The 13,393-nt window shown below is 68.1% G+C and carries 12 protein-coding genes; 9 read left to right on the forward strand and 3 right to left on the reverse strand.

Going from position 1 to position 13,393, the window contains the following annotated elements:
- Positions 1 to 59 precede the first annotated feature (59 nt).
- The 3 genes from AA983_RS00400 to AA983_RS00410 all read left to right on the forward strand — a co-directional run bounded on the left by AA983_RS00400 (position 60) and on the right by AA983_RS00410 (position 1,544).
- The gene (locus AA983_RS00400; RefSeq protein WP_047310296.1) at positions 60 to 695 is read left to right on the forward strand and encodes a TetR/AcrR family transcriptional regulator; all 636 of its coding nucleotides are present in this window, start codon (positions 60 to 62) and stop codon (positions 693 to 695) included.
- Between the two features lie 107 nt (positions 696 to 802).
- Positions 803 to 1,024 (forward strand): DUF3107 domain-containing protein, encoded by a 222-nt coding sequence (locus AA983_RS00405; protein WP_047310297.1) that lies wholly within the window; start codon positions 803 to 805, stop codon positions 1,022 to 1,024.
- 241 nt (positions 1,025 to 1,265) lie between these two features.
- The gene (locus tag AA983_RS00410; protein ID WP_047310298.1) at positions 1,266 to 1,544 is read left to right on the forward strand and encodes a GlsB/YeaQ/YmgE family stress response membrane protein; all 279 of its coding nucleotides are present in this window, start codon (positions 1,266 to 1,268) and stop codon (positions 1,542 to 1,544) included.
- A gap of 68 nt (positions 1,545 to 1,612) precedes the next feature.
- Here the strand turns inward: AA983_RS00410 and AA983_RS00415 are convergent, their stop codons facing one another.
- Positions 1,613 to 2,326 (reverse strand): ferritin-like fold-containing protein, encoded by a 714-nt coding sequence (locus AA983_RS00415; protein WP_047310299.1) that lies wholly within the window; start codon positions 2,324 to 2,326, stop codon positions 1,613 to 1,615.
- A gap of 202 nt (positions 2,327 to 2,528) precedes the next feature.
- Between AA983_RS00415 and AA983_RS00420 the strand changes: the two genes are divergently transcribed.
- From AA983_RS00420 to AA983_RS00430, 3 genes are all read left to right on the forward strand, one after another.
- Positions 2,529 to 4,184 (forward strand): DEAD/DEAH box helicase, encoded by a 1,656-nt coding sequence (locus AA983_RS00420; RefSeq protein WP_082128713.1) that lies wholly within the window; start codon positions 2,529 to 2,531, stop codon positions 4,182 to 4,184.
- A gap of 136 nt (positions 4,185 to 4,320) precedes the next feature.
- Positions 4,321 to 5,829, forward strand: a complete 1,509-nt coding sequence (locus tag AA983_RS00425) for an AI-2E family transporter (RefSeq protein WP_231579490.1) — start codon at positions 4,321 to 4,323, stop codon at positions 5,827 to 5,829.
- 332 nt (positions 5,830 to 6,161) lie between these two features.
- On the forward strand, positions 6,162 to 7,979 hold the full coding sequence (locus tag AA983_RS00430) for a BCCT family transporter (RefSeq protein WP_047310300.1): 1,818 nt from the start codon (positions 6,162 to 6,164) through the stop codon (positions 7,977 to 7,979).
- 96 nt (positions 7,980 to 8,075) lie between these two features.
- Here the strand turns inward: AA983_RS00430 and AA983_RS00435 are convergent, their stop codons facing one another.
- The gene (locus tag AA983_RS00435; RefSeq protein ID WP_047311042.1) at positions 8,076 to 8,927 is read right to left on the reverse strand and encodes a PHP domain-containing protein; all 852 of its coding nucleotides are present in this window, start codon (positions 8,925 to 8,927) and stop codon (positions 8,076 to 8,078) included.
- Between the two features lie 24 nt (positions 8,928 to 8,951).
- On the opposite strand from AA983_RS00435, the gene AA983_RS00440 reads away from it, so the two are divergent.
- Both AA983_RS00440 and AA983_RS00445 read left to right on the forward strand, forming a co-directional pair.
- Complete coding sequence (locus AA983_RS00440; RefSeq protein WP_156170113.1) at positions 8,952 to 9,458, forward strand: hypothetical protein; 507 nt, start codon at positions 8,952 to 8,954, stop codon at positions 9,456 to 9,458.
- Between the two features lie 23 nt (positions 9,459 to 9,481).
- Positions 9,482 to 10,303, forward strand: a complete 822-nt coding sequence (locus AA983_RS00445; RefSeq protein WP_047310302.1) for a hypothetical protein — start codon at positions 9,482 to 9,484, stop codon at positions 10,301 to 10,303.
- A 6-nt stretch (positions 10,304 to 10,309) separates the two neighbouring features.
- Here the strand turns inward: AA983_RS00445 and AA983_RS00450 are convergent, their stop codons facing one another.
- On the reverse strand, positions 10,310 to 11,695 hold the full coding sequence (locus AA983_RS00450; RefSeq protein WP_052946709.1) for a threonine/serine exporter ThrE family protein: 1,386 nt from the start codon (positions 11,693 to 11,695) through the stop codon (positions 10,310 to 10,312).
- A gap of 188 nt (positions 11,696 to 11,883) precedes the next feature.
- On the opposite strand from AA983_RS00450, the gene AA983_RS00455 reads away from it, so the two are divergent.
- Positions 11,884 to 13,386, forward strand: coding sequence for an aminopeptidase P family protein (locus AA983_RS00455; RefSeq protein ID WP_369798715.1), 1,503 nt, complete (start codon positions 11,884 to 11,886; stop codon positions 13,384 to 13,386).
- The last annotated feature ends 7 nt before the right edge of the window (positions 13,387 to 13,393 follow it).

The following is a 13,393-nucleotide window of genomic DNA, read 5'->3' on the forward strand; positions in this document are numbered from 1 at the left end:
GCGGGGCGGGGCGCTAAAGTCACACCCAGCCTATGACCGCCGACGAAGGAGTTCACCCGATGACCGGCACGGACGACCCCACCAAGCGCGGACGTCTGCCCCGCTCGGCCCGGCGAGCCCAGTTGATGGAGGCCGCGCAGTCGGTGTTCGTCGAGTCGGGGTTCCACAGCGCCGCGATGGACGAGATCGCGGAGCGGGCGCACGTCAGCAAGCCCGTGCTCTACCAGCACTTTCCCGGCAAGCTCGACCTCTACCTCGCGCTGCTCGACCAGCACACCCGCGAGTTCCCCGAACTGGTGCGCAAGGCCGTCGAGTCGACCACCGACAACAACGAACGTGTCGCCGCCGCCGTCGGGGCCTTCTTCGAGTTCGTCGAGCGTGAGGACGCAGGCTTCCGCCTCGTCTTCGAGTCCGACCTGACGAGCGAGCCCGCTGTCGCCGAGCGCGTCGAGCGCAGCCTCGACGACACCGCCGACATCGTGTCTCAGGTCGTGCGTGAGGACACCGGCCTGCCCGAGGAGCAGGCCCGGCTCGTCGCCGTCGCCCTGGTCGGCATGTCGCAGGTCGTCGCGCGCTACTGGGTGGCCCAGGGTGCGCCGATTCCCCGCGAGGAGGCCGCACGCATCGTCGGCGTCCTCGGTTGGAGGGGACTGACCGGATTCCCGAAGACCGGCGGGGATGAAATCGCAGGCTGAGGCGTTGACCTCAACAGGCCCACGGTGACCGGTGCCCGTAGATGTGGGCAGAGGCAACCGCACCCGTCACCATTGACCAAGACTTCACCGAGACAAGAGGAGGGGCCATGGAGGTCCGTATCGGCGTTCAGAACGTCGCCCGAGAGATCGTCATCGAATCGAACGAGTCGCCCGAGGCCGTGCGCGCGGCCGTCGGCGAGGCCCTGAGCAGCGGCACGCCGCTCACGCTCATGGACGAGAAGGGCCAGTCGGTCACCGTTCCGACGTCGGCGCTCGCCTATGTCGACATCGCGGCCGAGCAGAAGGGTCGCGTCGGCTTCGGCGGCTGAGCGCCCCGAGCCGTCCCCGAGGTGCCGCCGTCCCGACTTCGGGACGGCGGCGCCCCGGTCTTTACAAGCTCTCTCCCACCAGCGCGAAGGCCCCGTTCACCCCGGAGATTCGGCCTCGACCCGAAGGCGCCAATAACACACCCACATGGGTGGATAGTTGAAAGTGGCCTGAAAATTCGCTTAGGTGAGAGCAGAAGCGTTGGGGCACACCCGCCCCGGCCATCACTGTTAGGAGTTCATCATGATCGGTACGATCATCGGCGCCATTATCGCCGGCCTCATCATCGGCGCGCTCGCGCGTCTCGTCATGCCGGGCAAGCAGAACATCTCGATCCTCATGACGATCGTGCTCGGCATCATCGGTTCGGTCGCGGGTTCCTCGATCTACACCGCGATCTCCGGCAAGAGCGACACGAAGGGCATCGACTGGATCGCCCTCATCCTCGGCGTCATCATCGCCGCGATCCTCATCACGGTCTACCTGTCGATCACGGGTCGCAAGAACACCACGCGCGTCTGATCCTCGCGCACGAAAAATCCCCCGCAACCGATTGGTTGCGGGGGATTTTTGCGTCTCGGGCGGAGGCGTCAGGCCGTGAGGCCGAGCGCCTGCATCCGCTCGGAGTGGTTCGTCGTGAGCCGCTCGAACATGCGCGTCAGTTCGGCGAGGTCGGCGCCGACGCCCGAGCCGTCGTCGACGAGCAGGGCCGTGAGGGCGTCGTGGGACGCCGCCACACGCTGGGCCTGGCTGAGCGCCTCGCCGACGAGTCGGCGCCCCCAGAGCGCAAGACGCGAGCCGAGGCGCGGATCCTGGGCGATCGCCTCGGCGAGCACCTGCTTGACGAAGGCATCCTGCTCGTCAGCGCCGACCGCGCGCTCGACGAGTGCGCGGGTCTCGGGGTCGACGTAGCGGGCGATCTCCGCGTAGAAGTCGTTCGCGATAGCGCTGCCTGCATAGGCCTTCATGAGGCCCTCGTACCAGTCGGCCGGCGGAGTGCGGCGGTGCCACTCGTCGATGGCGGCCGTGAAAGGCTCCATCGAGGATTCGGGCTCGGCGCCGATCTCGCGCAGCCGAGCAGCGAGCTCCTCGTAGTGGTCGAAGTCCATCCGGGCCATGCGGGCGAGAGCCAGCTTGTGGTCGAGGCGCGGCGCACGCGAGGCGTCGTCGACGGTGGCGAAGGCTCCGGAGAGTTCGCCGTAGGCGATGACGCTCAGAAGATCCACGACCCCGGCCCGGTAGTCCGGGTCGTCGAGGGTGCGCAGGACGGCAGTGGCGGGCGCGGGCGTCACGGAGTCGCTCATGGAGGCGATGCTATCGCCCGCAGCCACTGCTTCGTCGCGCGGCGAGTACACTGAAACGGACAGCAGGTGCCCGGTCGGCCACGATGCCGCGACCGAGGTCGGCCCTCCGCCGCCCCCAAGGTCCACCCAAGGTCGTTCCCCGCGTGAGCGCAGTGAACGAGAAGACCTCCGATCGGCCCTCCTTCGCTCCGGCGTGGCAACCATGCCCCGGGGCCCGACAGGAAGCACGATCGTGACCCAGACCCAGCCGAGCGCGGCCGAACTCGATTCGGCCGGCATCACCTCCATCGAGGCCGAGGCCCCCGCCGAGCCCATCGCCACCCAGACGTTCGCCGACTTCGGGGTCCACCCCGACATCGTGGCGGCCCTGGCCGACAAGGGCATCGTCCACCCCTTCCCCATCCAGGCGATGACGCTGCCCGTGGCCCTTTCGGGCCACGACATCATCGGCCAGGCCCGTACCGGCACCGGAAAGACGCTCGGTTTCGGCGTCCCGCTCCTCGCCCGCGTCACCGTGAAGGGCGAAACGTCGAACTCCCCCGTCCCGGCACCCGAGGGCAAGCCACAGGCCATGGTCGTCGTGCCGACGCGTGAGCTCGCCGTCCAGGTCGCCTCCGACCTCGAGGCAGCCGCCAAGCGCCGCGGTATCCGCATCGTCCAGATCTACGGTGGCCGCGCCTTCGAGCCGCAGATCGAGGCACTCGAGCGTGGCGTCGAGGTCGTCGTCGGTACGCCCGGTCGTCTTATCGACCTCGCCTCCCGCGGACACCTCGACCTGTCGTACGTCGGCGGGCTCGTACTCGACGAGGCCGACGAGATGCTCGACCTCGGCTTCCTGCCGGACGTCGAGAAGATCCTCGCGATGACGCCGGCCGCCCGCCAGACCATGCTGTTCTCCGCGACGATGCCCGGCGCCGTGGTCGCGCTGGCGCGCCGCTACATGACGCAGCCCACGCACATCCGCGCCATGCAGGACGACGCGAGCGAGGCCGAGACGGTGGCTGCCATCGAGCAGATCGTCTACCGCGCACACGCCATGGACAAGGTCGAACTCCTCGCCCGCGTCCTGCAGGCCAAGGACCGTGGCCTCACTATCATCTTCAGCCGCACGAAGCGCACCGCCGCCAAGGTCTCCGACGAGCTGAACGCGCGCGGCTTCGCGGCAGCACCGCTGCACGGTGACCTCGGCCAGGGCGCTCGCGAGCAGGCCCTGCGCGCCTTCCGTGCGGGCAAGGTCGACGTCCTCGTCGCCACCGACGTCGCCGCGCGCGGCATCGACGTCGAAAACGTCACGCACGTCGTCAACTACCAGTGCCCCGAGGACGAGAAGACCTACGTCCACCGCATCGGCCGCACGGGCCGCGCGGGCAACACCGGTATCGCCATCACGCTCGTCGACTGGGATGACCTGCACCGGTGGACGCTCATCAACAAAGCGCTCGACCTCGGCATCCCGGACCCGCAGGAGACGTACTCGAGCTCCGAGCACCTCTTCACGGATCTCGACATCCCGACGAACGCCACGGGAAAGCTCCCGAAGTCGGCTCGCACCCGCGAAGGACTCGGCGCAGAGCGCGTCGAGGACCTCGGCGAGACGGGCCGCTCCGGCGGTGAGCGCTCGAGCGAGCGTTCCGGTGGTCGTGGCGGTCGCAACAATCGTTCCGGTGGCCGCGGCCAAGGTGGCCGAGGCGGCTCCCGCTCGAACGGCGTTCGCCCACGTGGCGGTGACCGTCAGAGCCGTGAGAGCAACGGAGCCGACTCCTCCACGGGTTCCGGCGACGGCCAGCCGCGCCGACGTCGTCGCCGCACGCGCGGTGGTTCGGGCGGCGCGAACACGCCGCCGGCCGACCAGAACTGATCGGTCGAAACAGGGTGCATCCTTTGGGGTGCACCCTGTTTTGCATCGTGCGACACCCCGCTCCGCCACCTCGCGGGCGGCACCGCACGCCCATTACTGTGGGCGCAAAGACACTGCCACGAAAGGTCGCCCACCCATGACGCCAGCCAAGCGCCAGGACGACGAGATGCCGGCGACAAACCCGGACGATTCCAGGCCACTCGACGCTGACGCCGACGTTCCGCCCCAGCAGGACGACAGCCGCAACACCGGCGACCAGAACTTCGACGAACGCAACCTCGATGCGCGCCGTGAGAGTCAGGACGAGAACGAGCCGGAGAACGGCCCCATGGCCGATCGCTCGCAGATCCTCGCGTCGGGCTTTGCCTCGATGTCGCGTTGGGCACTACGTATCAGCGTCGTCATCGTCACGCTCTACCTGCTCGGACGCGCGCTCGCGCCGTTCTGGGTCATCATCCTGCCGCTCATCCTCGGCCTCATCATCGCCACGGTCCTGTGGCCGCCGACGGCGTGGCTTCGTCGACGCGGCTGCGCCCCGGCGTTGGCGGCTGTCATCTCGATCCTCGGGGCCCTCGGCATCCTCGGCGGTGTCATCTCCGCCATCGTGCCCTCGGTCGCGAACCAGGCTCCGGAACTCGCGACCCGCTCGACCCAGGGTGTCTCACAGGTTCAGGAGTGGGTCCAGGGCCCGCCGTTCAACGTTCCGCAACAGCAGATCGACAACGCGGTCGGCACGATCAACGACAAGATCACCAAGTCCGGTGACGTCATCGCGTCCGGAGTGTTCTCCGGTGTGACGACGGTCGGCAGTGTCCTCGTGACGCTCGTGCTGAGCCTCATCCTGTCCTTCTTCTTCATCAAGGACGGTGACCGATTCCTGCCGTGGGTGCGTCTGGTCACGGGTGAGCGCACCGGCGCGCACCTCACCGAGGTCTTCACCCGCGCGTGGCACACGCTCTCGGGCTTCATCCGCACCCAGGCGATCGTGTCCCTCATCGACTCGATCTTCATCGGAATCGGTCTCGTCATCCTCGACGTGCCCCTGGCCCTGCCCCTGTGTGTCATCACCTTCCTCGGTGGCTTCATCCCGATCGTGGGTGCGTTCGTCGCGGGTGCTCTCGCGGTGCTCGTCGCCCTCGTGACGCAGGGTCCGACGACGGCGCTCATCGTGCTCGGCATCATCGTGGCCGTGCAGCAGATCGAGGGCCACGTGCTCCAGCCGATGCTGCAGAGCCGCTCGATGTCGCTGCACCCCGTGCTCGTCCTGCTCGGTATCGCGGCGGGCTCCGAGGGCCACGGCGTCGTCGGTGGCTTCCTCGCCGTTCCGGTCGTCGCCACGATCGCCGTGCTCTTCCGCTATGTGGGCGAGCAGATCGACCTGCGGGCGGGCACGATCAGTGCCGACGATCTCGAGTACCGCACCGACCGGGGGCGCACCGCGGCCCTGCGCACGGAGCGTCTTCGGCGCCTCGCCGACCGGAAGGCGCGGGGTGAGGAGACCAGCATCGGCGCCGAATCACGTGCCGCGATAGCTGCGGACGACGGGGCGAAGAGCACGCTGTCGCAGGTCATTCCGCACGGCTCCGCACCCGCCGACCGCGCCCGGTCCGTCGTCGGCGGACTGCGCCGCCGCTTCCGGCGCTGAACGCATGTCAGTCACGCCCCCGTCCTCGGTCTCGCTTCCGACGGCGGGGGCGTTTCGTGCTCGGACGTGACCCGTCTGACGGGGCGGCTTAACTGATTTCATTCGCTATGCGTCACGGCCCCCGGTAGGCTCACACGGTCACCGGTCTCCCTCCCTTCGGGGGAAAGCGGTTGTCCGAGTACGAAAAGTAGGCACCCGCAAGGGGCCGATACGGGAGGTTCCGCGTGTCCGACACGACACCACCAGCGGAACCTGACAGCGTTTCGCAGCAGCACACAGCCTCGGACGAGGGTACGTCGTCGGATTCGTCGACCGCGCACTCGTCCCACGAAATGCTCGTCGGCGTCGACGAGCCCATTCCCCAGCACGAGGCCGTCCACAAGGGCACTCTCGACAAGATCATCTTCGGCGTGACGGCTGCCTTCGCCATCGCGTTCGTCGCGTGGGGTCTTCTCTCGCCCAAGACGATGTCGTCGGGCTCCTCGACCGCCCTCGGGTGGGTCATGGACTCGATGGGCTGGGCGTTCATCCTGTTCGCCACGTGCTTCGTCATCTTCGCCATCTGGCTGGCGGCGAGCCGTTACGGCAACATTCCGCTCGGTCACGACAACGAGAAGCCCGAGTTCAAGACGACCTCGTGGATCGCGATGATGTTCAGCGCCGGCATGGGCATCGGCCTCATGTTCTACGGCGTCGCCGAGCCGCTCACGCACTTCGTCACCCCGCCGCCGCGTAGCGGTGCCGGCGCGGAGAGCCCCGAGGCACTCCAGGTCGCCATGGCGACGACGATGTTCCACTGGGCGCTTCACCCGTGGGCGATCTACGCCGTCGTCGGTGTCGCCATCGCGTACGGAACGTTCCGCAAGGGGCGCAGCCAGCTCATCAGCTCGACGTTCGTTCCGCTCATCGGACGACGCCGCGCCGAAGGACCCGTCGGCAAGGTCATCGACGGTCTCGCGATCTTCGCGACCTTGTTCGGTTCGGCCGCATCGCTGGGCCTCGGTGCCCTGCAGATCGCCGCCGGCCTCGAGAAGAACGGCTGGGTCAACAAGGTCGGCGGCACGGCACTCGTGTCGATCATCGTCATCCTGACGATCTGCTTCATCTTCTCGGCCGTCTCCGGCGTCGAGAAGGGCATCCAGTACCTGTCGAACTTCAACATGGTGCTCGCCCTCGTGCTCGCCGTGTTCCTGTTCGTCGTCGGCCCGACGGCCTTCATCCTCAACCTGCTGCCGACCGGCCTCGGCGACTACATGGACCAGCTGCCGTTCATGGCGTCGCGCAGCCAGGCCACCGGCCTGCAGCCGATGCACGACTGGCTCGCGAGCTGGACGGTCTTCTACTGGGCCTGGTGGATCAGCTGGACCCCGTTCGTCGGCATGTTCATCGCGCGCATCTCGCGTGGCCGTACGATCCGCCAGTTCATCACCGGCGTTCTCCTCGTGCCGTCGCTCGTCTCGCTCGTGTGGTTCGCCATCTTCGGTGGCACGGCCATCGACGTGCAGCGTGAGACCCACGACATCGCGAAGAAGGTCGAGGGTGTCTTCACCGTCGACTCGAACGCGGCCCTGTTCGACGTCCTCGACCACTTCCCGCTCGCGGGTGTGACCACGGTCGTCGTCATGGTGCTCGTCGCCGTGTTCTTCGTCTCGGGCGCCGACGCGGCCTCGATCGTCATGGGCACGCTGAGCGAGCGTGGCCGCATCGAGCCGAGCCGCTGGGTCGTCATCTTCTGGGGTGCCGCCACCGGCGCTGTGGCCGCCGTCATGCTTCTCGCCGGCCTGGCCGAAGGAGATTCGTCGGCCGCTCTCACGAGCCTGCAGAACATCACGATCGTCAGCTCGCTGCCGTTCGTCATCGTCATGGTGCTCATGTGCGTCGCGCTCGTGCGGGAGCTGCACTCCGACCCGATGATGCTGCGCGCCCAGAAGGGACGCGACCTCATCGAGAAGGCCGTCATCAGCGGCGTCAAGACGCACGGCGGTGACGACATCAGCCTCGTCGCCGTGCCGTCCGAGCACGCCGAGAGGGTTTCGACGCTCGCCACCGAGGTCGCCACGGGTGACAGCGATGCCACGCGTGTGCCCGGTCAGACGCCCCGACGTCCGCGTGTTCGCCCGAAGGGGCAGCCGCCGCGTCACGACGTCTGATCGGCCTCGAGACTCGAGCAACGCCGTCGGCCCGGGAACCACGTGGTTCCCGGGCCGACGGCGTTCGTGCTTCACTTCACGACGCGATCACACGGCTCAGTGGCGGGCCCGCACGACCTCGGTACCGCCGGAAGCCCCGGCGAGCAGCCGTTCGTACTGGTCGGGAGCAGTCGTGTTCTCCCCCAATCGGTTGGGCTTGCCGGCTCCGTGGAAGTCGCTGGAGCCCGTGACGACGAGGTCACGCTCCCGGGCGATCGCGAGCGCCCGCTCGACCTGTGAGGCATCGTGGTCGCGGTGGTGCGCCTCGATGCCGACGAGGCCGGCGTCAGCCATGGCACGCACGACGTCCTCGTCGACAATGCGCCCGCGCGATTCGGCGAAGGGGTGCGCCATGACAGGCACTCCACCGCCCGCGCGCACCAACTCCACGGCGCGCACGGGATCGAGAGCGTAATGGCCGACGTGGTACGGGCTGCCGTTGTAGAGGTAGCGCTCGAACGCTTCGGAGCGATTCGCGACGACGCCGTTCGCGACGAGAGCGTCCGCCATGTGCGGCCGCCCGATGGTCGCATCGGCACCGGCGACGGAGAGCACCTGCTCGTACGTGATGTCGACGTCCTCACCCAAGCGCTCCACCATGCGCTGCGCTCGCGTGAGGCGCGACGAGCGGGCCTTCTCGAGCTCGGTGATCAGTTCGCCGTCCGTGGGCGGGAGGTAGGCAAGCAGATGGATGCTGATCCCCTCGTGCTTGCACGAGACCTCGATGCCGGGTACGAGGTCGATGCCGTGCTCACGGGCGGCAGCGGCTGCCTCGTCCCAACCACGCGTCGTGTCGTGATCGGTGAGGGCGACGACGTCGAGGCCGGAGCGAGCCGCTTCTGCGACCACCTCAGCCGGCGTCGTCGTGCCGTCGCTACAGGTGGAGTGGGTGTGAAGGTCGATACGCACGCTCACACGTTAGCCTTGCTCGTCGTGGAATCCTCCCGCTCCGACGACGACACGACCACCGGCGAGGCCATGCCCCAACCCGTGCGGTACGCGGTGTGGCTCATGCTTGCGGGCGCGCTCGTCCAGGCGTTGTCGACCCTCACGACGGCACTCGATCGGGAGGGTATCCGCGCCCAGACGGCCCGCCTCGCCGACGAGTTCGACCGCTCCCTCGACGGCAAGGCGCTCGAGCGAGCCACCGATCAGGCGTACTGGTTCGGTGTCGGCACCGGCGTGACGTTCGTGGCGCTCTGGCTCGTGGTCGCTCGGCTGTGCGCCATCGGTCGCACCAGCGGACGGCCTCTCGCGACGCTCTTCGCCACCGTCTACACCTTCACGTTCGCCTTCTCCGCGGTGCGTTCCTTCGGCCCGGGAGCGTTTCTGGGTCTCGTCACCGTCGTCGTCGGTATCTCGGCCGTCTATCTGCTGTGGCGCAGGCCGGTCACGCCGTGGCTCGCGCGGTGCGCCGCGCGTCGCTCCCAGGGCGCGTGAGCCACGTCGATAGGCTGGATTTCATGCCTCGCCACGTCGTCGCCGCCCTCACCGCTGCAGCCCTCGTCTCGTTGACGGCCTGTAGTTCGGGCGCCGACCCGAAGGACGTCACACCGACGTCGTCGACGTTCACGAACGGTGCCCAGTCGCCGACGACGGCTGCGCCCAACCCGAACCCGGTGACGTCGCCGAGCCCCGGCGCCGTCGTGAGTTCCGACAAGGTCTTCAACTTCGTGGTGCCCAGCGGATGGAACGTGTCGAAGAAGGCCCAGGCCGTCGCCTACCTCTCCTCGGCCACCGTCGCTCACAACGTCGCCCCCACGATCGCGATCACCCGCTCGAAGGTCTCCCCCGCGCCGGCTCTCGACCAGACCGTCCAGATGGCGATGATGCAGGCTCGCCAGGACGGCGCGAGCGTGGAGCGGCTTCCCGAGCGCACCGTCGGGGGTGAGAAGTCGGTGGCCTTCACGGCCAAGTCGACGGAGAAGAACGTCGAACTGCAGCGGACCTACACGATGGTGGCGCACGACAAAGCCCTCTACGTCATCACGCTGACCAGTGCCCAGGCCGACGCGAAACGTGACGAGGCCACCCTCACGTCGTTCCTCGCCGGCCTGACGTGGACGAAGAAGGGCGACAAGGGTTCGACCGCCAGCGGCACGACACCGGCCCCTGTTCCCACCTCGACGTCCAACCCGCCGAAGCCGAGCTCCAGTTCGTCGAGCACAGCTTCCTCGTCGAGTTCGTCCTCGAAGGCGCCCTCCTCGTCCGGCAAGGCAACCGGCTCGGCGAAACCCTCGAGCAGCACGTCCACGAAGCCCACGGCGTCGTCGACGTCGAAGTGACGCGCGTCAGTCGGTCTGCTGGACGGTGCGACGCAACACCTTCGAGGTGAGTGAGTCCGCGCCTGCGGAAATCTGACGGCCGAGCAGCGTCCCGAGGGAGACGCCGACCGACAGCGCAAGCCCCACGAGCATCGCCAGCAGGAACGAGTCGACCCAGTTGTTGTCCTCGTTGTCCGTGACGAAGTACATGATGCCCTTGTAGACCGCGAGACCGGGCAGCAAGGGAACAATGCTCGCGGCGGTCACTGCGATGCTCGGCACGTGCAGTCGCCGCGCCACCGTCGGTGCCGCACACCCGATGAGGAAGGTCGCGATTCCGGAGGCAACGGGCTGCGAGGTGCCCCCCAGGATGTTGAACGTGGCAAAGAGGAGCCACGAGACCCCACCCGTGACGATCGAGACGAGGACCGCCCGGGGCGCGCAGTAGGCCGAGACGGCGAAGGCGCCGCCGAGCAGCGCTCCGGCGAGGATCTGGACGACGACGTTCTGCGCCAACCCGTCCGAGGGGATGACGTACAGGTTCACCCCGATGCGACGCGCGAGACTCAGCACGAGCAGAACCCCGGCCACGACGCCGCCGGTCAGCAGCATGACCTCGTACGTGCGCGCACCGGCGGTGAGGTAGAAGCCGTCCAGGGTGTCCTGCGCAGCGGTAACGACGGACATACCGGCCAGCAGCACCACGATGCTCGAGGCCACGACGATGCTCGGGCGCACTTGTGCGAGCCACCAGATGCCGCCGGTGTGATCGCGGATGACGAGCAATGCCACCGCGATGCCGGCCGCGATGGTCGCCCCGATGACCTGTCCGAAGAAGGTCGACAGCCCCATCCGCGCGAACCGCACCTGGACGTAGTCGATGAGCGCGGTGGCGACACCGGAGATGAGGATCATCATGAGACCGCCACCGAGAAGCATGGCAACACCGGCACCCATGAGACCCCACGCTGCCGTCACGACGCCGCGACGGTAGGAGTGCGGCATCTCGAGGATGCGTTCGAGCTCACCGAGGTTGTCCTCGATGTCGACGGGCTCGCCGCCGCTGGCACCGATCTCGCGCACGAGGGAGTGGAGTGCCTCGAGGCGCGAGTAGTCCGTACCCATCGAACTGACGATGCGCATGACGGTGATGGGGTCGCGGTGCACGCCGCGGTGCATGCTGAGCGTCACGGAGGTGTAGGTGATGTCGACGTGGACGCTCGAGAGGCCGTAGGCGCGGCAGACCCGCAACAGGGCAGCTGTCGTGTCGGCGACGGAGGCCCCGGTCACGAGCATGGCCTCACCCAGACGCAGGCAGAAGTCGATGACGGCGCGGGTGTGCCACTCCGAGACGGAGTCACTCCCGCCCCGAACCGCGATGGGCATCGTCGGAGGACCGCTCGGACGCAGCACCGATCGAGCTCGTCCTCGCACGCGTGTCGAACCGCCCGGCGTCGATCGTTGGGGCCGTCCACGCATGGTGCCCTCGGGCATTTTCACCACCTTGTCGCATCCACCATCAGCCACCCGTCATTGTGCGGCATACCCACCCTGGGTCGGCAAGCCGCCCACCCGGCGCAGTGTCGGCGCGAAGAGGCACAATGGGAGGTGTGAGTGAGAAGCAGCAGCAAGCAGAGCACCGAAGCCGCCCCGGCGGCGCGCAGTTCCGCGAGTTCGTGGCCTCCGGCTGGGCGCCGCGCGACACGACGCCGACGGCCCGTGCGGCCGTCGCGGACTTCACGCCGGCCCGCCGCGAGGCCCTCTCGCGGGAGTTTCCCGAAGCACGGCTCGTCATCCCCGCAGGCGGACTCAAGGTCCGCAGCAACGACTGCGACTACCAGTTCCGTCCCCACTCGGCCTTTGCCTGGGTGACGGGCCTGGGCGCCGATCGTGAACCGGACGCCGTATTCGTCCTCGAGCCGCGCCCCGAGGGCGGCCACGAAGCCCAGATCTTCTTCAAGCCCCTCGCAGGCCGCGACACCGAGGAGTTCTTCGGTGACAGCCGCTACGGAGAGTTCTGGGTGGGTGCTCGACCCACGCTCGATGACATGTCGAACGAACTGGGCGTGACGGCCCGCCACCTCGACGAGTTCGGTGACGCCGTCGCGAAGGACGCCGGCGCCGTCGACGTCCTCGTCGTGCGCGACGCCGACGCCGACGTCACCGCCCAGATCGAGCAGGTGCGTTCCCACCTCGACGAGGCGGCCACCGAGGCCGTCCAGGCCAAGGACGCCGAGCTGGCACGCTTCCTGTCCACCGCGCGCCTGACGAAGGACGCGTGGGAGGTCGGCCAGATGCGCGAGGCCTGCGACGCCACGGCACGTGGCTTCGAGGCCGTCGTCGCCGACCTTCCGGAAGCTGTACACCGCGGTCGCGGTGAGCGTTGGGTCGAGGGCGTCTTCGGACTCCACGCGCGTCACGCCGGCAACGGCGTCGGCTACGACTCCATCTGTGCGAGCGGCGACCACGCCAACACGCTGCACTGGATCAAGAACACCGGCGAGATCCGCTCCGGCGACCTCCTCCTCATCGATGCCGGAGTCGAGGTCGACTCGCTGTTCACCGCCGACGTGACGCGTACGCTGCCGGTCTCGGGATCCTTCTCCCCTGCCCAGCGCGAGATCTACCAGGCCGTCCTCGACGCACAGAACGCCGGTTTCGCGGCCGCGAAACCCGGTGCGAAGTTCTCCGACGTCCACGCCGCGGCCATCCGCGTCATCGCCGAGCGCCTGCACGGGTGGGGCCTTCTTCCCGAGGGTGTCGACGTCGAGGCGACGCTCGACCCGGAGAACGGCCAGTACCACCGTCGCTGGATGGTGCACGGTACGAGCCACCACCTCGGCCTCGACGTCCACGACTGCGCCCTGGCGCGCAAGGAGGAGTACATGGACGCCGAACTCAGCGAGGGCATGATCATCACGATCGAGCCGGGCCTGTACTTCAAGGCGGACGACGAGCTCGCCCCCGAGCGCTTCCGCGGCATCGGTGTGCGCATCGAGGACGACGTGCTCATCACGGCCGACGGCAACGAGAACCTGTCGAAGGCCCTTCCCCGTGAGCCTGACGAGGTCGAGGCCTGGATGAAGGACGTCTGGAGCCGCTGACGTTCTG

The organism is Dermacoccus sp. PE3, from assembly GCF_001021715.1.
GTDB classification, from domain to species: domain Bacteria; phylum Actinomycetota; class Actinomycetes; order Actinomycetales; family Dermatophilaceae; genus Dermacoccus; species Dermacoccus abyssi.